The following is a 19,431-nucleotide window of genomic DNA, read 5'->3' as shown; positions in this document are numbered from 1 at the left end:
AGGCTAACATGGAAAAAAGCGTTTTTCAAATTCTGAACGAGTACGACATCACGGAGCACCTCAAGAAGAAGGATAGGATCATCTACCTACCTTGGTCTAAGGCATGGATGATCGTGAAATCCCTCTTCCCCAGTGCCAAGTTTACCATCAACAAGGCCGCTGACGGCTGCATTTACCATACGGACGGAAAGACCGCCTGGGTAGAGGTATCTATCACCATCAACGACCAGACTGAAACGGAGTCTCTGGCTGTTATGGATTTCCGTAACAAGTCTATTCCCATCGACACGATCACCTCTGCCGATGCAGAGAAGTCTATCAAGCGCTGCTTGGTCAAGTGTGCTGCTCTGCACGGCCTGGGTCTGTCTCTTTGGACGGGTGAGGAGCTGTCCAGCGCCGCCCGCAAGAAGAAGGAAGACGATCTGGACGATGTGAAACAGGAGATCCTGAGCGTTGTTGCCGGAAAGCTGGAAGCCGGTGTGTCCAAAGACACCATCTACAAGGCTATCGAAAGTGTTGCCGGTGTGAAGAACCCCAACGCTATCAAGGATATCGCAACGGCTCAGAAAGTCGTTGAGCAGATCAAGAAACTGGAGGTAAAGCACAATGCTTAATAAGGTAATCATCATGGGTCGTCTTACCCGCGATCCTGAGATCAAGAAGGTAAACAGTGACATCTCCGTGTGCAGCTTTTCTATCGCCTGCGACCGCGACATCGTGAACAAGCAGAACAATGAGCGCGAGACGGACTTCTTCGATGTGACTGCGTGGCGCTCTACGGCGGATTTCGTTGGCAAGTATTTTGGCAAGGGGCGCATGATCGTTGTTGTCGGTCGGCTGCAGAAGCGCAACTACACCGATAAGGACGGCAACAAGCGTTCTGCCGTAGACATCATTGCCGAGAACGTCTATTTCGGCGATTCCAAGAAGGACAGCGAGACTTCTGACAACGCCTCTGCTCCCACCACCGGATATGCTACCGCTCCTTCTCAGAACAGCGACTTCGCAAATGTCGGTGAGGAAGATGGAGAGCTGCCCTTCTGATGGATAATTCTTTTCTCCTGGACGCTATGGACTGGTCATACTCCCGCGTTAGCAGTTTTGATCAGTGCCCGCGTATGTTTGACCTTACTTACCTCCAGTGCATGGATCGCGTGGACAACGCTTTTGCTCAATGGGGTTCACTGGCGCACTCGCTTTTAGAGCGATATTTTCGTCAGCAGGTCGAGCTGTGGGATTTATCCGGCCTCTATGAGAAGGAATACGCAAGAGCAGTTACAGAACGGTTTCCATTTCCCCGACTGGAAGGTAGCTACTATGAGCGCGGTATGGAATACTTCGATAATTTCGGTGGACAACTGGGAGACGAAGAAAAAGTGCTTGCGGTCGAAGATCGGTATACCTCTACACTGGGCGGCAGACCAGTGGTAGGTATTATAGATCTGGTGCTTCGTAATAGGTCTGGGCTGATTGTTTGCGATCACAAAAGCCGGGGCAAATGGAAATCCAGAGAGGAACGCCGCAAATATCTCCGCCAACTGAACTTGTATGCAGTACGGGTCAAAGAGGTCTACGGTGAGTGGCCGCATGAACTTTGGTTCAATAAGTTCCGTGAAGGTATCTTGGACAGAGATCCATTCAACATCGTAACTGCTCAGGAGGACATAGACTGGTTCCTGCGTTCCATTGACGACATCTATAAGGCAAGGAGCTTTCCTGCCAAACCTGACCGTTTCTTTTGTGACTACCTGTGTTCTGTGCGCGAGCATTGCGAGCATTCCAGCCAATATGTTACGGAGGAATATGAGTGATGGGAAAGATCAAGGTAATTTTCCTCGACGTTGACGGTGTGCTCAACAGTGATCGTACAGCCCGCAAAACCCAAAGCGGCTATACGTTTGTTGACAACAGGCAAATGAAGAACCTGAAGCACATCATTAACATGACAGGAGCTAAGGTCGTTCTTTCCAGTGATTGGAGATACGACCGAGATGACCCGAGATACAACGGAGACTATCTGGAGCTGGAAGCAGAGCTGTTGAAATACGGGGTTCGTCTTTATGGCTTTACGCCGGAGCTGCCATCCTGTCACAGAGGTATGGAAATTGACTGCTGGTTAAAAGAACATAGCGAGGTCGGAGACTTCGTAATTCTGGACGACCGGACAGATATCGAGCCGAACAAAGATCACTGGGTTCAGACGGTAATGCGTCGGGGACTCGGTGTTGAGGAGGCCGAGAGTGCTATCCGCATCTTGAACGGCAAATGAAAGACGGATTTCATTCGGATAAGACCCGTCCACATGAAGTGGGCGGGCTTACCGAAGAACTGAGGTGATTTTACCCGTGCAGATTGATAGAGAAGCAATTTTGCAGGCCAAAGAAAAGCTCGGAGATCGTAACGCTCAGATTATCGTCGAAGAACTGGGGATTACCGATTTCGATGAGAAAAACATGAAGTGTTGCTGCCCCTTCCATCAGGAGGATCACGCTTCCTTCATTTACAACAAGAAAGCATTCAACTTTCGTTGTTTCGGTAGTTGTGGCCGTAGCTATGACATTCTGGACGTTTTCATGTATAAAGGCGCGACTTATGCCGAAGCCTGTAAGAAACTTTTCGAGCTTGCCGAAATGCCCTACTCTTTCGGAGAGCTGGGCGTAAAAACCAAACGGCATTATAGATATCCCCATGAGGTTCCCTGCACTGATAAATCCAAAGTGTACGCATATTTTGAGCAGCGCAAGATCAGTCGTGAGACGCTGGATGCTCTCGATGTGCGGCAGGACTCCGAGGGAAACGCGGTATTCAATTACTACGACACGAACGATGTGTTGACGATGGTGAAATACAAACCGTCGCATAAAGTCCAGCATGGTCAAGCAAAGTGCTGGTGCCAGCAAAACTCTGATACGGCTCCGTTGCTGTTCAACATGAACCGTATCAACGTTAATTCTCCCCTTCTGATCTGTGAGGGCGAGCCGGATTGCCTTAGCGCGATTGAGGCAGGATTCAAAAATGCTGTTTCCGTCCCTCTGGGCAGTTCAAACCTCCACTGGATCGACGAAAACCTGGAATGGCTCGATCAGTTTGAGAGCATTATCATTTGCGCCGACAACGATGACGCCGGCGTGAAAATGCAGAAAGAATGCGTTCCCCGGTTGGGTAGCTGGCGAACAAAGGTCGTAGACATCCCGGCAATCCCCATTGGAAATACTGGACGGGTAACAAAAGATCTGAATGAGATCCTTTACGTTTGCGGCAAAGACAAAGTGTTGGAGCTGATCTTGGACGCTAAGGACTCCCCTGTTCCTTCCGTAGCTGACCTTTCTGATGTCGAGCCGACCGAGTATGAGGATGTTGACGGTGTGACTACCGGACTGAAAGCCATTGATGATGAGCTGATGCGGCTCTTTTTCGGAACGCTTACTATTGTGAGTGGTCAGCCCGGATCTGGTAAGAGCAGTCTCCTTACTCAGCTCGCGTGTAACTCTCTCGATAATGACATCGGCACGTGGCTTTTCAGCGGCGAACTTCCCAACGGTGTAGAAAAGTCCTGGTTTAACTACATTTTCGCCGGCCCCCGCAATATCACAGATGCTATCTCTCGTCGGGGCAATCCTTACAAGAAGATTTCCACGACGACGCTTGCCGAGATCAACAAGACCTATAAAGGGCGTTGGCATATCTATCGTGATGACTACGACAACACACTGGATAAGCTCATCGCCTCTATGACGGATACCGTTCGGAAGTACGGTGCCCGTTGCCTGATCCTCGACAACTTCATGTGTATTGACACTGAAACCAGCGAAGAGGAGCTGCGCTCTCAGACAGATACGATTAAAAAGCTCATTGAGTTTGCTAAGAAGTATCAAGTAGCTGTGATCCTTGTTTGCCACCCTCGAAAGATGGACGCCGGAACCAATGTAGGTATCTATGATATCGCCGGCACCAGTAATATCGTGAACCTGGCACATCGGACTATTGGCCTGCGGCGAGTGACGGACGCAGAGCGTGAGAATGCTGCGAAATATTCTGAGAAGCGTCGCCAGTTGCTCAAGTACGATGTGATCGTAACTATCGTCAAAGACCGTATGTTTGGCCGGCAGAATATCGACGTTGGCCTCTATTACGATCCCGCTTCCCGCCGTTTCTTCGGCGATATGGACGAGTATGACCGTCGTTTCTCTTGGGATAAGAAGGAGTACAAAGAGCCTTTGCCTCTTCCTCCTCAGCTGCTTGCTGAAGAGCGTGCCTCTGAAGACGAAGCGTTTGGAGCGGTGAACGACAGAGAGGGCTAACTATGGTGGATTTCGGAGTATGTGACTGTGGCGGTAGCCTTATCCCTGTTTGGTTTACAGAAGAAGAGACGAAGGTTGCCAACGGCACTATGTATAAGACAGGCCGAGTTCGTAGGGCGTGTTCTCACCTTGTATGTGAAGACTGTCTGAAAAACTTTTGCGTTGACGATACCTTTGACGGGCCGTGGCACAATAGGAGGTGATCTTATTGAGCGGTAACTATACAGCATACCATGTCCATACTGAATTGTCGCTGTTAGACAGTGCGACGAAGTTTGAAGACTATATCGCTAAGGCTGTCGAGCTGGGGCAGACTGCTATTGCTTTTACGGAGCATGGCAACATCTATCAGTGGGTCGCCAAAAAGATGGCCTGTGATAAGGCCGGCTTGAAGTACCTGCATGGCTGCGAAGTCTATTTGACTGAAAAGCTATTGCTTACCGATCCACGCACCGGAGAGCAGAACAAGGTACGCGATAACTACCACACCATCTTGATTGCCAAGAACTATGCTGGTCTTCAGGAGATGAACGAGCTGATCAGCCGATCAAGCCAGGACGACCACTTTTACTACAAACCCCGTATCACGTTTGATGAGTTTCTTGGTATTTCCAGTAACGTTATTAAGATCAGCGCCTGTCTTGCTTCCCCGCTGAATCGCATGAGCATTACCCATCCTATGTATGAGCGGCTGCTGAAACACTACGACTATCTGGAAATCCAAGCGCACGACCACCCGGAGCAGGTGGCCTACAATCGCCACCTGGCGGAAATGTCTCAGAAATACGGCATCCCGCTCATTGCAGGTACCGATACTCATAGCCTCAACAAATACAAGGCTGAGTGCCGAACGATCTTGCAGTTGAGTAAACACATCGAGTTTGCCGACGAAGATACGTTTGACCTTACCTATAAGTCCTATGATGAGCTGGTGGCAATGTTCGCAACGCAGGACGCCTTGCCGGAAGCAATGTATTTGGAGGCCATTGAGAATACCAACCGTATGGCCGACTCTGTAGAGCCGTTTGAGTTGGATATCTCTTTCAAGTACCCCATTCTCTATGGCGAACGCGATCGAGAGGTGCTTCATCAAGTTCTTGACGATAACCTACAAGCAAAGATCAAAGAGGGCGCTATCACTCCAGAGCAGGTCGAACCGTTCAAAGCAGCCATTGCTGAGGAATGTCGGGTCTTTGACAAAATTGAGATGTCCGGCTTCATGCTTTTCATGAGCGAATTGGTGACGTGGTGTAAATCTCATGGTATCCCTATCGGCTTCAATCGTGGCTCCTGTGGTGGATCTCGTGTAGCTTATGTCACCAACACAACAGACCTCAATCCTGAGACATGGCATACAGTGTTCAGTCGCTTCTGTAACGAAGATCGTAAGGAGATTGGCGATATTGATATCGACGTGTCCCCTTCCCAGCGCGATCTGGTTTACGACTACATCATCAACCGTTTTGGTCAAGAAAAGACCGCGTTTATTCTGGCGATCGGCACTATCAAATCCAAAGGCTGTATTGACGAGATCTGCCGTGCTTTGGCACTGCGTTGGAATCGTGAACATCAACGGGACGAGAAAGAGTTCCGTAGAGTGATGGCACAGCTCAAAGATAAGAACGTAAAGATCGTTTTTGGAGATGCGCGAGACGGATTTAGCCCGTATTTCTTTGATGAGGCTGGCAATCTTCTTTTGCCCAGCCGCATGAAGGATATCCCCCGCGCCGAGCTGATCAAGCAGTTTTCCAAAGAGTACACAAAACTCAAAGAGGAAAACGAAAGGATTTTTGCTAAGAACCCCTGGGCTGGTAAGGCAAGCGCCAATATCAAAAAGGAGTTTGAGGCAGACGAGGCGGCAGCTCGGGAAAAGTATCCCGAAGTATTCTACTACTACGACGGGCTTCTTGACGTGGCGATCTCTCAGTCTATGCACCCTGCCGGTATTGTGGCAAGTCCTATTACCCTCCGAGATAACTACGGTACGTTTATCTCTGACGGTAAGGAAATCCTGCAGATTGACATGGAGTGCGTGCATGAGGTCAGCTTGGTCAAGTATGACATTCTCGGGTTGAAAAACATCGAGATTATCAAAGACGCTTATGAGCTGCTGGGTAAGCCCTACCCGAAGTCTCACGAAATCAACTGGAATGATGAGGCTGTCTGGAAGGATATGCTGAGATCTCCCATTGGTATCTTCCAGTTTGAAGGAGAGTTTGCGTTCCAGATGCTCAGACAATACGAGCCGCACAGCATTTTCGACATGAGCCTTGTTACAGCGGCGCTTCGTCCTTCGGGCGCGTCGTACCGTGACGACCTTATGCAGCACAAGCCTCACAAGAATCCCTCCCCCATTATTGACGAACTTTTGGCAGATAACAACGGCTATCTTATTTACCAAGAGGACGTTATCAAGTTCCTACAGCAAATTTGCGGCTTTTCCGGGTCAGATGCAGATAACACCCGCCGCGCTATCGGACGAAAAGACGAAGAGCGGTTGAAAAAAGCTCTCCCGCAAATTCTTGAGGGATATTGTGAAAAGTCACCGCAACCCCGTGAAGTTGCAGAGCAGGAAGCAAAGGAGTTCTTACAGATCATCCAGGACGCTTCCAGCTATATGTTTGGTTACAACCATTCAGTCGGGTACTGCATGATTGGCTATCTGTGCGCTTATCTGCGGTACTACCATCCGTATGAGTTCATCACAGCCTACCTTAACAATGCCAACGGCGAGGAAGATGTGAAGAACGGAAACGAGCTGGCAACGCTTTACGGTATCAGAATTGTCCCGCCGCGTTTTGGCCTTTCCAAGGATAAATATTTGCTGAATACCGAAGAGAAGGTTATCGCCAAGGGTATTTCTTCTGTAAAGTACATGAATGCCGATATTGCCAACGAACTCTATGAGCTGGCAAAGGCCGGCAAGCCTGAGTCTTTCATGGACTTGCTTATGCAGTTGGACGAGAAAACACACTTGGATACACGGCAGCGGGATATTTTGGTGAAGATCGACTACTTTGCCGAGTATGGCAATTCCAAAGAGTTGTTGCGTATGGTGGACTTCTTCTCTTTCTTCAAGAACGGAACGATGAAGAAGATCTCCAAGGACAAGGTAACGGCTGTATTGGAACCTATAATCGCCCAGTATGCAACTGATAAGTCTAAAAGCGGCCAGCCAGCTAAAAGCTATACTTTCACCGATTTGCCCGGATTACTTCGGCATTTGGAAGTGATGGTCAGGGATATGCACATTCAGGATTTCGACCTGAAAAGCAAAATGCAGATCCAGTTGGAAAACCTGGGCTATATCGACCTGACCACCAATAAAAAAGAAGATCAGCGAAAACTGGTTATTCTGGATGTCTACCCCTTGCGGAGCAAGAAAACCAAAGAGATTTGGGCTTACGCCTTGCAGGTGCGGTCGATTGGCACGGGAAAAACAAATCGGTGGACAATCTACTCAGAACTCTACGATCGCAAACCGCTTCAACGCTACGACACCATTTATGTTCCTATGAATGGATGGGGCGAGCGGCGTGGGTATCTGTATTTGTACAACTACGACTATGTAATTTAGGAGGCATTTTCAATGTACGAGACGAAATCGAAATGGTTCAAGAAAGTTCTCAGGGCGACGCTGTGTTTCTTGGTAGTCTGCGGATCTCTGAGTGCAATGTCGTTCGTCCCGAACAAAGAGGAGGAAACACCACAAGTCCCCATCGAAACGGAACTTTGTGTTTACTCTGCACCGCTTCAAGTGTCGCCCACACCTACGCCTATTCCTATTGAGGAAGAACCGGCAGAACCCGAGGCAGACCCTAACCCATATGCAGAACTGTCACCCACGGACACCGAAAAAGAGCTGCTGGCGTGTATGGCCTACAGCGAGGCAGGAAACCAGAGCTTTGATGGTCAGGTTGCCGTGGTACAGGTAGCGCTTAACCGCTATATGCACGAAGCGTATTCCGGCAGTATCAGTGATATTCTCCTTGCACCCTACCAGTTTGCAGTGGGAAGTCACTATGAGCCTGAGCAGATGGAAGCAGTAGAAGCTGCTCTTGCCGGCTATCCGGCTTTGGATTTGAACACCGATGTGGTGTACTTTTCTACCGGATGTTTGACCTATGGTAGCTATTATAAGACGATCGGCGATCATGTCTTTCGCACTTATACTTAATAGCAACAAAGTAAATTAAACAAGGAGGATCAACATGGGAACAGTTACAATTCAGCGGTTCACCTATAAGAACCCCATTTCCATGATCGGTGAGGAAGCTGGTGTCTGCTGGGGTGCAGATATCAGCGACCCCGAAAAAAACTACAAGCGCGGCTTGGATTGCTTGGAGAGCGAGCACGGTAGAACGTTTGAGTTCCCGGATGTCTATATGATCCTGGACGGCTATTCTGCCAGAGTGATCCGCGAGTGGTACACCCACATCGGCGGTGCTCCCACCAGATTGCAGGCCAGTACCAGATACATCGACTATGAAAGCGGCTTCGATTATGTAACGCCTCCCAGCATTGCGGGCAACTCCGCCGCCGCCAAAGTCTACGACTGGATTATGAGCTGTATCCAGACTGGCTTGAAGATGTTGGAAGGGCTTGGTATCCCCAGAGAGGATTCTGCGCTTGGGCTTCCTCTGGGCATGGGTACCAAGATCGTGTGTAAGCACAATCTCCGCAACCTGATTGATATGTCACATCAGCGGGAATGCAACAGAGCTTATCACGAGTATCGCGGCCTGTTTGCTGATGTTGGTAATGCTCTGAGAGAGTATTCCGACGAGTGGGCATATCTGGTCGATCACTACTTTATGCCGAAGTGCGAATACTTCGGGTTCTGCCGGGAGAAGAAGTCTTGCGGCAGAAAAGGAAGGAGAGCTGCGGAATGAAAATCGTTTGCATTTCGGGCAAAGCCCAGCACGGCAAAGACACCACCGCCAAACTTTTGGAAGAGGCTTTGAAAGCCCAAGGCAACCGTGTTTTGATTGCTCACTACGGTGATCTGGTCAAGTACGTATGTAAGACCTTCTTTGGCTGGGACGGCAAGAAGGATGAAAAGGGGCGTACGCTTCTCCAGCGTGTCGGTACTGACAAAATCCGCGCTGTCTCTCCTGATTACTGGGTAGATTTTATTGTCAGCATCCTCGACATCTTCTGCGACGAGTGGGATTACGTGCTTATCCCTGACACCCGCTTCCCCAACGAGTATGAGATCTATGAGACCTACGGCATGGACGCCATCTTGTTGCGGGTAGTTCGCCCCAACTTTGTGTCTCCGTTGACCGAAGAGCAGCAGAAGCACGCTTCGGAGACTGCATTGGACGATTACCAATACGACGCTACGATCGTCAACAGCGGCAGTTTGGAAGATCTCAAAGAGGCCGTAAATAACTTTGTGAACAACGCTCTCAAAGGAGAACCCCATGAAGAAACTGACAATTCTGTTTGATGCCGACGATACCGTAGAAAACCTAAGCGACTGCTGGATCGCAATGCTGAACGAGCGTTATGGCACCTCCGTAACGCCGGAAGATGTTCACGGTTGGGACATCTCCCTTGCTTTTCCCACGCTGACGAAAAAGCAGGTCTTCGGCGTGCTCCATGATGACGAGCTTTGGCGGCGTATCACTCCGATCCCCGGTTCTGTTGAGATTCTTCAAAAGCTCTATGACGAGGGGCACCAGCTCTACATGGTAACTGCATCCAGCTATCACACCTGCAAAACGAAGGTGGAACGGCTTTTAGAGTTGTTCCCCTTCCTGGACTGGGAGCACATCATTTTTGCCTGCAACAAGCAAATGGTGCGTGGTGATGTTTTGATTGACGACGCCCCACACAACTTGGTTGGCGGCGAATACACCAAAATTCTTTTTGACCGTCCCCATAATCGTAGCTTTGATCATGTAGCCAATGGTGCGCTCCGGGTAAACACGTGGGAAGAAATTGACCAAGTTATCCACAGCTATCTTTTGTAAGGAGGAATTTATATGGTTGTCATTAAACGCGATGGCCGTGAAGCCGACTTTGACAAAGGCAAAATTGCCAACGCCATTCTCAAGGCATTCACGGAGGTTGAAAAGCTCAGTGCGGTAGGAGATAAGAACGAAGTGTCCAAGAAAATCTCCACCCGTTTGTATAACCGCTATCAGCGGCGCAACCGTGCGATTTCTGTTGAGGAAATCCAGGACGACGTGGAAGCTGAGCTGATGAAAGAGGGCGAGTTCGTAGTCGCCAAAGCGTATATCAAGTACCGCTATGAACATGAGCTTCTGCGGAACGCTTCTTCTCTGGACGGCAAAATCCTCTCTATTGCGGATAACGTCAATGAAACGGTCATCCAGGAGAATAGTAACAAAAATCCCACGATCCTCTCTACCCAGAGAGACTACATCGCCGGTGAGGTAAGCCGCGATATTACTGACCGTCTGCTTATGCCGGATGACATTAAGCAGGCGCACGAAGAGGGCATTATCCACTTCCATGACAGCGACTACTTTGTGCAGCACATGATGAACTGCTGCCTGATCAATCTGGAAGATATGCTCCAGAACGGCACAGTTATTTCTGGTACCTTGATTGAAAAGCCTCACTCCTTCTCAACTGCCTGCAACGTCGCTACCCAGATCATTGCTCAGGTAGCCAGCAATCAGTATGGCGGTCAGTCTATCTCCCTGTCCCACCTTGCCCCCTTTGTTGAGGTGAGCCGGCAAAAGATTCGCAAGCAGGTAGAGGCTGAGTTCCTGAAAATTTCTTCCCCGGACAACTTTGCAGACCCTGAGAAAGTGATCTCTGATCTGGTCGAAGAGCGTGTCCGTGAAGAAGTAAAGAAGGGCGTTCAGACTATCCAGTATCAAGTGATTACCCTCATGACCACCAACGGTCAGGCTCCGTTCATTACCGTCTTTATGTATCTGAACGAGGTCAGCGATCCTCAGACCAAGAAAGACCTCGCTATGATCATCGAAGAAGTCGTGCGGCAGCGGTATCAAGGCGTCAAAAATGAGAAGGGCGTTTGGACGACCCCGGCATTCCCCAAGCTGATCTATGTGCTGGAAGAGGATAACATCACCGAGGATTCTCCCTACTGGTATTTGACCCAGCTGTGTGCCAAATGCTCTGCCAAACGGCTGGTACCCGACTACATCTCCGAAAAGAAGATGCGCGAGTACAAGCTCTCCAAGGGTGAAAGCGAAGGTAGCGGCGATTGCTATACCTGTATGGGATGCCGTAGCTTCTTGACGCCCGACCGCTCCGGTAACGGTTGGGACAATGTTGCCAATGCCGGCAATTATCAGCCCGACAAGCCCAAGTATTACGGGCGTTTCAACCAGGGAGTCGTCACCATCAACCTCCCCGATGTTGCTCTGAGCGCTCTGAAAGTTTGGGAGGCAACCGGCGACCATAACGATGTCCAGGATCTGTACGATACTTTCTGGGAAATTTTCGACGAGCGGCTGGAGCTGTGTCATAAGGCGCTGCAAATCCGCCATGAGCGTTTGAGCGGTACCCTGTCCGATGCTTCTCCTATCCACTGGCAGTACGGCGCTTTGGCTCGCCTGAAAAAGGGTGAAACCATCGACAAGCTACTTCACGGCGGCTACTCCACCATCTCTTTGGGCTATGCCGGCCTGTACGAATGTGTCATGGCGATGACTGGTAAGAGCCACACCGATCCTGACGGCGAACCTTTTGCCCTCAAGGTCATGCAGTACATGAACGACAAGTGCGCTGCATGGAAAGCCGCTGAGGATATCGACTATTCTCTCTACGGTACTCCTATTGAGAGCACCACCTATAAATTTGCTAAGTGTCTGCAAAAGCGCTTTGGTGTGATCGAGGGCATCACCGATAAGGGCTACATTACCAACTCCTATCATGTCCACGTCACAGAGCATATCAACGCTTTTGATAAGCTGAGATTTGAATCTCAGTTTCAGAAGCTCTCTCCGGGCGGAGCGATCAGCTACATCGAAGTAGCAAACCTCTCTGACAATATTCCCGCCGTACTGACGGTGTTGAAGTATATCTACGACAACATCATGTATGCGGAGCTGAACACGAAATCTGACTATTGCCAGGTGTGCGGCTGGGATAAGGAAATCGAGATTGTGGACGATGATCGCGGAAAGCTGATCTGGAAGTGCCCCAACTGCGGAAATACCGACAAGAGTAAGATGAACATTGCGCGGCGTACCTGCGGCTACATCGGCCTGAATGACTGGAATCAGGGCAGAACGCAAGAGATCAAAGAACGCTATGTTCACCTGGGCGGCGACGAATGAACTACGCAAAGATCCGCAACTATGACATCGCAAACGGAGAGGGAGTCCGCACCTCCCTCTTCGTAAGCGGATGTACGAATCACTGCCCCGGCTGCTTTAATCCAGAGGAGCAGAATTTTAACTGTGGTAGACCATTCACAAAGGAGACTATCGCAGAGATCCACAAAATGCTTGCCAACCCTGTTATCTCAGGGCTTTCTCTACTTGGCGGAGATCCACTTTGTCAGGACTATGGCGGGATTCATGATCTCATTGATCTTTGTTTCTACACACATTCAATCGGTAAAACCGTGTGGCTATGGACTGGATTTATCTGGGAGGACTGTTATAACCCTCTTTTCCCGGATAAAGACGAGGATGATCACCAATTTGCACAAATGGCCTTGCTGACATCATGTGATGTTGTGATTGACGGCCCCTTCAAAATGGAGTTGTCTGACCGGATGTTGAAATGGCGTGGTTCTGCAAATCAGCGGGTCATCGACGTACAGAAAACCTTGCGACAAAAGAAAATTGTCCTATACGAAGGTGAGCACTATGAATGAAAAACTCGAATTTCACTGTCCCAAATGCGGGAAGCTCCTGGATGGTATTACGCTGGATTACCGGTTGGAGTGGTTATGTAGCAAATGTGCCGAGAATCAATCCGATGTTTTGCACTGCGAACGTGGATGTAAGGTTAAAGCCGTGGATCTGGACGCCGGGTTAAGCAGTGACTCCAAACAGGCTCATGAGCTTTTGACTGAAGGTCATGTTTACGAAGTTGAAAAGATTCACGTCGGCGGCTGGTGCTCCTCTATCCGGCTCAAAGAGTTCCCCGGCAAAGAGTTTAACACCGTACACTTCATTCGTTACGAATAGGAGGAAATATGGAAACTGTTGAAATTTTAGCAGGCGGCGAATTTGCCAATGCCGTAAAAAGTCTTGGCCTGACATCTGCTGTTTGTACTTATCGCTATCAACCTCAGTCTATGTACCATCGTGAAGCATATCAGGTTTGGCTGTTGTCCAAAGAGGATTTTGATAATATCTGTGCTATCGACGACGATGACTGGAAGGATAATTGGGGCTGGTGGCGTCACGCTGATGGTTCTAATCTGGGCGCTGTTGACTGCCTCTATATTATCAATGGTGAAGAGCTGATGGCATGGGACGGTATTCAGCGTAAGGAGTGGTGCAAGGATTGCAGCGATTGCCCCGGTACAGAAGAGTATAAGAACGAATGCTTCCATAGCCATCGTTACCCCGACATCATCAACTATCTTTGCAATGAAATCGGAGCTTCTACCGAGCGCAATGTTTGCGCTTGCACGATTGATCTGGCACGGCAAAACAACCTGACCCTTGCAGAGCTTTTCAAAAAGTATCTGGGATAGGTGGTGATGGTTGTGATCAAGATTCTCATATTAACCGAAGATCGTGATACTTGGGTTCAAAAAATCACTTCCGAATTGCACAGTTGTACCTGTCGCAAAATGCTTAATACGTATCAAATCCAAAGTGGGCTGTTCTTTTTTGAGATTCGGTCTCATTATTCAGAGAATTGCAGAGGGCAATGTTGGTCTTGTGTCATTTTGGATCAGTACATCCCTCACGAACTGGAAGTCTGTGTACTGCACCCATGTGTAAAGAACAGTATCATCCGTACTAAAAACTATCAAATTGGTTGGGAGGCAAACGAAAATGCAGGAAACTTTGACAATTAAGGTTCGCTACCTTAGCGATAAAATCCAACCCCTGGAATATATCGACGGTAAGTCCGACTGGATTGATCTTCGGGCTGCTGAGGATGTTGCGCTGAAGGCTGGCGACTTCAAGCTGATCCCCTTGGGAATTGCTATGCAGCTTCCCAAGGGCTATGAAGCCCATATCATTCCCCGTAGCTCTACCTTCAAGAACTTCGGTGTTATTCAAGCCAACCATATGGGTATGGTGGACGAAAGCTATTGCGGTGACAACGATCAGTGGTTCTTCCCTGCCATCGCTATGCGGGATACCACCATTAAGGCCGGCGATCGTATCTGCCAGTTCCGTATTGAGAAGCACCAGCCCCAGCTGTTTTTCGAGTCGGTCGATACGCTGGGCAACGCTGATCGAGGCGGTATCGGATCTACTGGGAAGCGATAAGCAATGTCTGAGTACATCGAAAAAGAGGCGCTGAGACAATTCCCAATTCGGAAAGACCACTATGACAAGGAGAACGGAGATGAGCATTTTATCTTTGGCATAGAGGCTGTGCTTGAATACGCCGAAAACCTACCCGCTGCTGATGTTGCGCCTGTGGTTCATGGGCGGTGGGAGCAAATCAAGGAATGGGCGACAAAGGCAAAATACCGTTGCTCGGTTTGTGGCAGAGAAATCATGTCTGCTGTAAAAGTAAACATCGAGAAATATCCGTACTGTCACTGCGGGGCAAAGATGGATTTGGAGGGCTGACTGATGGCACAATTCATCTGCGAAAAACAAGGACGATGCTGCCCGCACGAATTTTACGATTCTATCGAACAAGCTATTTCAGATTCAGAGGACGGTGTTCCGTGTGATCATCTGGTTGAAGTCTCCCCGGTGCGGCACGCAAAGTGGGGCGTTAATGTCGGTATGAATTTCTTCAAAGAACGGAATTGCCCGGTTTGCAAGAAGCGTATCGAAAGCAACTTCTGGAACTACTGCCCTAACTGCGGTGCAAAGATGGACAAGGAGTGATGGCTTTGGCACAACTTTATAAAATGACATTGTATGTATGTGATCTGGAAGAAAACCTTTCCTTGGAGGAAATCAAGAGACTTATCAAAGATGATGCTCTTGATGGCATTTCTACCAGTTGCGTTACCCACTTTGCCAATGAAAAAGTCGGTGTTCATGTAGACTGGGATGACGATATCGACATCAACTATACAAACTCCACAACAGAGCAGTGGGAAAAATATTTTGACGATGGTGAGCAGCGTATTTTGTGTAACAATGGCAAGGGAGTATGCCCTAACTGCCACCGGCTCGATAGCATAGATCCGCTTGCACGATACTGTAGATATTGTGGTGCTAAATTGGCTCAGGAGGACGGCCATGAAGTTCATTAACAAAGAAGGAAAGGTATTTGATACCATCAATGAAGCCGTTGGATATGTATGCCAGCAGCAAGAAGAGTGCGGCGAATGGTGTCCTCTATATTGTAAAAAACCGATTCCTGGGTGCAGAGAGTTTTATCTTGGGAATCCAATCGAAGCTGCCTCGTTAATCGGGTGTAAGGTTGCAGATGATGACTACACATTTACCGTCAAGCTTTGTGACAATGAAATTGATGACGATAACGAGCGGTTCTCTTCTCAGTGCCTCAAACAAATGGCAGAAATGTTCGTTGGGAAGTATGGTTGTATCGGGGAAACCAGAATCGCAAAAATTGTTTCAACTGAGATTGTTACAGATGAAAATAAGTGGGCAACATTCTATGAGCGTCATCGGTGGATAAAAGCAACTGCTACTATTCCAAGAATCAACGAAACAGAGAAGCTAATTGAACAGATTGAGCGTGGAGAAAAGCAGAAAATCAGTGTTGCGTGTTCTGTTAATACAAAAATTTGTTCCATTTGTGGGGACACAAGCGGGAACTGTTACCATAAGCCTGGAGAATATTATAGTGGTAAATTGTGTTATATGACACTAAATAATCCGCAAGAAGTTTATGAGTGGGCTTTCGTAGAACCCACAAAAACAGTAGAAAAGGAGTCCGGCATGGATAATCATATTGATGGCACCGCCGAAATGATGCGCCCTCGCATTTGTGAAGTGCTGGGGGTTGAGGTTGGGGAACGATTTGAACTTAAAAGCACCGGGATCGTTTTGCTGGTGAATGACGATGGGAAAATCCACATTTCGTTATCGCACGGAGAGCACAAGGAAACTGACCTAAATGTGAATTATCTGGTTAAGGCTATCAACGATCCAGACTGTATCATCCGAAAGCCTCACTTTGCAGAATATGAAATCGTACACGCAAAAAACCTACTCGATGTTCTCGGTGACGGTGAGCTAAAGCGTGTTGGCGACATGACTACTCTTAGAGTAGACGGAAAAATTATCTATCTGAGGAAAGGCGCATTCCCCTCTCTAAAGCCAGAGCAGTCTATCAAGCTTTCGGAACTCGCTGATTTATCGCTATGAAATTTAACATAAACAAGCTACGTTCTTGGGGATTGCGTTATCTGGTATGTGATGAATCAGGACAGGTATGGGCGCATGAAAAACCACCAGTCCGAGTTCAACCAGCCCATACTGTTGGGTATTGGCGAATTGCCGATTGTTTCTTAGCTCCAAAAGTACATTTCGATTCATCGGACAAAGAGTGGAAGAGATATAGAGACCACTGGGCAAACATAACGTACCACAGGCTAAATGGTCGGCAAGTATGCACTCCCGTCTCAGATTGCCCAATCCAAATTTCATGGGAAGATGAGCCATATGATATGATCGCTCATAATTTGTTTCCCATACAAGATCTGAAAACATTTGATTAAGAGGGGTTTATTATGCTCGATAAAGTAGGTGGCCGGCGTCGAAAACTAACCAAAGATGAGCGCATGGCAGTCTATGAGAAGACAAACGGACACTGCGCTTATTGTGGGTGTGAACTGGAATATAAGGATATGCAGGTTGACCATGTTATCCCTATCAATGGCTGGTCGGAGCAGGGAGAAGATACGCTGGACAATATGCTCCCCGCTTGTAGGAGCTGCAACCACTACAAAAGCAGATCCACCTTAGAAGGGTTCCGCAAAATGGTAGAAAATATGCCGACTGTTCTTATGCGTGACAGCGTTACATATAAGAACGCTGTTCGCTTTGGCCTGGTCACTCCTACTCCACACCCGGTTAAATTCTATTTTGAGCAGTTAGGACGGTGATAGCAAAGTGGCAAAATACAAAATTGGGATAACCGAGGCCGGTGATGCAGGGCTTGACCTTTCCTGGACAAGTAAAATGAACCAAATCGACGGCGCAATCCTAATAACAAAATGTGTATCGCCAGATTTTTACGACGCTGCACTCAAATATAAAGACAAGGTGATCATCCACACAACATTTACTGGCTTTGGTCATTCTGTTTTAGAACCGTTTGTCCCAGCGCCATATGATGAATTTGATGCGATAACTACACTGGTCGGTGGCGGCTTCCCAAAGAGCAAAATTGTTGTAAGGATCGATCCAATCATTCCCACAAAGAAAGGCATTGAAACAGCGAAAAATGTCTTCCTGACATTTATTGACCACGGATTTAACAGATTCCGAATCAGTTTGATTGATATGTACCCTCATGTCAGAAGAAGATTTAAGAATGCTGGTCTACCTCTGCCCTACGGAGAAAATGGTTTTGCTCCAGACAAACAGCAAATTGCCCAAGTTGACCAGATGCTTCGAGATATAAAATCCTACTTCTCCAATTCAAGACCGTTAGATAGTATTCGGATTGAATCATGTGCAGAACCCGGATTAACAGAAACTATTCAATGTGGCTGCATTTCTTCTTATGACTTAGAGCTACTTGGCTTACATGATGATAATGCAGATCAATACGGATTCCAAAGAAAAAACTGTATGTGTTACTCTGGAAAAATGGAACTGCTCAATCAAAAACATCCATGCACTCACCAGTGCCTATATTGCTATTGGAGATATCCAGGATGGCAAGAGAGCCATAGCAGAGATATCGCAGATATGTGAGGTAATGCAAATGCCTTGTTATAAATCCGGTGGCTGCGGAGCATACGAAATGCGCTCATGCAGAGAGTGTCCGGCCAGCAAACCTGAATACCTTTTAAGAAGCAAACACCCATGCGATGGGTGCGATCATGGTTGGGGAACTGCAAACGAAAATGGAGTTGAAGTTTGCAACGATACCTGTAAAGAGTTCAAAGATTGGAGTGAACAACAGGCAATGGCAAAGCTTTGTGGTCAATGTAATAAAACAGACGGTATGTGCTATACCAGCAATCCGCCAAAGGTAAAATGCACTGTGACCGGAGAATTTCATCTATACGATGACAAGTGCAATATTAAGTCGCCAAGAATTTGTGATGTTCTTGGAGTTGAGCAGGGAGAGAAATTTTGCATCACATATACATCTCATGCCACAAGAATAACACGAACCTGCCGCATAGATGAAAATGGAGATATTGTAAGCGACGAAGGTAGGCTCCCAGCAGAAGCTTTAAGCCAGATTATTAACTACCCAGAGCGTATTGTAAAAACGACTCCGCTTTCTGGTAAGGAAATTGAAGCTATTAAAGCAATCAAGAACCTATTCCCAACTGCGGAATATGTAGAACACATCAAGAACAGCGATATTGTAGGCATTGGCAATAGTGAAAATGGTTGGATTGCCGACATCAACAACGCCCTCTTCCCTTCTCTAAAGCCTGGAGATCACATTGATATCGATGGTGCTTGTAGGAGGTTTGGGATATGAGTAAAGCCTTTATCATTCTATGGATGATTTTCTTCCATATCGTCGATGATTACTACCTACAAGGGTGGTTGGCCTCTGCAAAGCAAAAGCAATGGTGGAAAGAAAATGCGCCGCAGCCTCTATACAAATACGACTACATCTGGGCGCTCCTAATGCACAGTTTCAGTTGGGCATTTATGATTATGCTCCCTATCGCTGTTACTATGTCGTTCAACATCTCCTGGTTTTTCCTGGTATACTTCTTGATCAATGTTTTCGTCCATGCTTTAGTAGACGATTTGAAAGCAAACCGCAAAAAGATAAATCTATGGCATGACCAGCTCATTCATATGTCGCAAATAGCCGTCACTGCTATTGTTATGCTGTTCTGAAAAGATAAATGAAA

23 protein-coding genes are annotated in these 19,431 nt (G+C 47.8%); all 23 read left to right on the top strand.

Going from position 1 to position 19,431, the window contains the following annotated elements:
- The first annotated feature begins 8 nt into the window (after positions 1-8).
- The gene (locus E0E29_RS08320) at positions 9-614 is read left to right on the top strand and encodes a Sak single strand annealing protein (RefSeq protein ID WP_130849484.1); all 606 of its coding nucleotides are present in this window, start codon (positions 9-11) and stop codon (positions 612-614) included.
- Positions 607-1,044 carry a single-stranded DNA-binding protein gene (locus E0E29_RS08315; protein WP_130849483.1) on the top strand — a complete coding sequence of 146 codons (438 nt, stop codon included), beginning with the start codon at positions 607-609 and terminating at the stop codon, positions 1,042-1,044. Before E0E29_RS08320 ends, E0E29_RS08315 begins: the two co-directional genes overlap by 8 nt.
- Positions 1,044-1,811 (top strand): RecB family exonuclease, encoded by a 768-nt coding sequence (locus E0E29_RS08310; RefSeq protein WP_130849482.1) that lies wholly within the window; start codon positions 1,044-1,046, stop codon positions 1,809-1,811. The genes E0E29_RS08315 and E0E29_RS08310 overlap by 1 nt, the downstream gene beginning before the upstream one ends.
- Positions 1,811-2,269 (top strand): HAD domain-containing protein, encoded by a 459-nt coding sequence (locus tag E0E29_RS08305; protein ID WP_130849481.1) that lies wholly within the window; start codon positions 1,811-1,813, stop codon positions 2,267-2,269. Before E0E29_RS08310 ends, E0E29_RS08305 begins: the two co-directional genes overlap by 1 nt.
- A gap of 76 nt (positions 2,270-2,345) precedes the next feature.
- Positions 2,346-4,301, top strand: coding sequence for an AAA family ATPase (locus tag E0E29_RS08300; RefSeq protein ID WP_130849480.1), 1,956 nt, complete (start codon positions 2,346-2,348; stop codon positions 4,299-4,301).
- A 208-nt stretch (positions 4,302-4,509) separates the two neighbouring features.
- On the top strand, positions 4,510-7,878 hold the full coding sequence (locus E0E29_RS08295) for a PHP domain-containing protein (protein WP_165449841.1): 3,369 nt from the start codon (positions 4,510-4,512) through the stop codon (positions 7,876-7,878).
- A gap of 12 nt (positions 7,879-7,890) precedes the next feature.
- On the top strand, positions 7,891-8,478 hold the full coding sequence (locus tag E0E29_RS08290; RefSeq protein ID WP_130849478.1) for a cell wall hydrolase: 588 nt from the start codon (positions 7,891-7,893) through the stop codon (positions 8,476-8,478).
- 34 nt (positions 8,479-8,512) lie between these two features.
- Positions 8,513-9,193 carry an FAD-dependent thymidylate synthase gene (locus E0E29_RS08285; RefSeq protein ID WP_130849477.1) on the top strand — a complete coding sequence of 227 codons (681 nt, stop codon included), beginning with the start codon at positions 8,513-8,515 and terminating at the stop codon, positions 9,191-9,193.
- On the top strand, positions 9,190-9,753 hold the full coding sequence (locus E0E29_RS08280) for a deoxynucleotide monophosphate kinase family protein (RefSeq protein WP_130849476.1): 564 nt from the start codon (positions 9,190-9,192) through the stop codon (positions 9,751-9,753). Before E0E29_RS08285 ends, E0E29_RS08280 begins: the two co-directional genes overlap by 4 nt.
- Positions 9,728-10,279, top strand: coding sequence for a 5' nucleotidase, NT5C type (locus E0E29_RS08275; RefSeq protein WP_130849475.1), 552 nt, complete (start codon positions 9,728-9,730; stop codon positions 10,277-10,279). Before E0E29_RS08280 ends, E0E29_RS08275 begins: the two co-directional genes overlap by 26 nt.
- Positions 10,280-10,291: 12 nt before the next feature.
- On the top strand, positions 10,292-12,586 hold the full coding sequence (gene nrdD, locus E0E29_RS08270) for an anaerobic ribonucleoside-triphosphate reductase (RefSeq protein WP_130849474.1): 2,295 nt from the start codon (positions 10,292-10,294) through the stop codon (positions 12,584-12,586).
- Entirely contained in the window at positions 12,583-13,131 is a 549-nt protein-coding gene (gene nrdG / locus E0E29_RS08265; protein ID WP_130849473.1) for an anaerobic ribonucleoside-triphosphate reductase activating protein, read from the top strand. Before nrdD ends, nrdG begins: the two co-directional genes overlap by 4 nt.
- Positions 13,124-13,447 carry a hypothetical protein gene (locus tag E0E29_RS08260; protein ID WP_130849472.1) on the top strand — a complete coding sequence of 108 codons (324 nt, stop codon included), beginning with the start codon at positions 13,124-13,126 and terminating at the stop codon, positions 13,445-13,447. The genes nrdG and E0E29_RS08260 overlap by 8 nt, the downstream gene beginning before the upstream one ends.
- Before the next feature lie 8 nt (positions 13,448-13,455).
- The gene (locus E0E29_RS08255) at positions 13,456-13,962 is read left to right on the top strand and encodes a hypothetical protein (protein ID WP_130849471.1); all 507 of its coding nucleotides are present in this window, start codon (positions 13,456-13,458) and stop codon (positions 13,960-13,962) included.
- A 307-nt stretch (positions 13,963-14,269) separates the two neighbouring features.
- Positions 14,270-14,713 carry a dUTP diphosphatase gene (locus E0E29_RS08250; protein WP_278045150.1) on the top strand — a complete coding sequence of 148 codons (444 nt, stop codon included), beginning with the start codon at positions 14,270-14,272 and terminating at the stop codon, positions 14,711-14,713.
- Between the two features lie 3 nt (positions 14,714-14,716).
- On the top strand, positions 14,717-15,022 hold the full coding sequence (locus tag E0E29_RS08245) for a hypothetical protein (protein WP_130849470.1): 306 nt from the start codon (positions 14,717-14,719) through the stop codon (positions 15,020-15,022).
- Positions 15,023-15,025: 3 nt separating this feature from the next.
- Positions 15,026-15,289, top strand: coding sequence for a hypothetical protein (locus tag E0E29_RS08240; RefSeq protein WP_130849469.1), 264 nt, complete (start codon positions 15,026-15,028; stop codon positions 15,287-15,289).
- Between the two features lie 5 nt (positions 15,290-15,294).
- Positions 15,295-15,663: a hypothetical protein gene (locus tag E0E29_RS08235; protein ID WP_130849468.1), complete on the top strand. Its 369-nt coding sequence runs from the start codon at positions 15,295-15,297 to the stop codon at positions 15,661-15,663.
- Positions 15,650-16,744 carry a hypothetical protein gene (locus E0E29_RS08230; RefSeq protein ID WP_130849467.1) on the top strand — a complete coding sequence of 365 codons (1,095 nt, stop codon included), beginning with the start codon at positions 15,650-15,652 and terminating at the stop codon, positions 16,742-16,744. Before E0E29_RS08235 ends, E0E29_RS08230 begins: the two co-directional genes overlap by 14 nt.
- Before the next feature lie 365 nt (positions 16,745-17,109).
- Positions 17,110-17,484 carry an HNH endonuclease gene (locus E0E29_RS08225; protein ID WP_130849466.1) on the top strand — a complete coding sequence of 125 codons (375 nt, stop codon included), beginning with the start codon at positions 17,110-17,112 and terminating at the stop codon, positions 17,482-17,484.
- A 7-nt stretch (positions 17,485-17,491) separates the two neighbouring features.
- On the top strand, positions 17,492-18,301 hold the full coding sequence (locus E0E29_RS08220) for a DUF1848 family protein (protein WP_130849465.1): 810 nt from the start codon (positions 17,492-17,494) through the stop codon (positions 18,299-18,301).
- Between the two features lie 10 nt (positions 18,302-18,311).
- Positions 18,312-19,046, top strand: coding sequence for a hypothetical protein (locus tag E0E29_RS08215; RefSeq protein ID WP_130849464.1), 735 nt, complete (start codon positions 18,312-18,314; stop codon positions 19,044-19,046).
- Positions 19,043-19,417, top strand: coding sequence for a DUF3307 domain-containing protein (locus E0E29_RS08210; protein ID WP_130849463.1), 375 nt, complete (start codon positions 19,043-19,045; stop codon positions 19,415-19,417). Before E0E29_RS08215 ends, E0E29_RS08210 begins: the two co-directional genes overlap by 4 nt.
- Positions 19,418-19,431: the final 14 nt, after the last annotated feature.

This window comes from Intestinimonas timonensis (genome assembly GCF_900626145.1).
Lineage (GTDB): Bacteria > Bacillota > Clostridia > Oscillospirales > Oscillospiraceae > Intestinimonas > Intestinimonas aquisgranensis.
The sequence above is the reverse complement of the archived record's forward strand: the minus strand, read 5'-3'. Positions and strand labels throughout refer to the sequence as shown.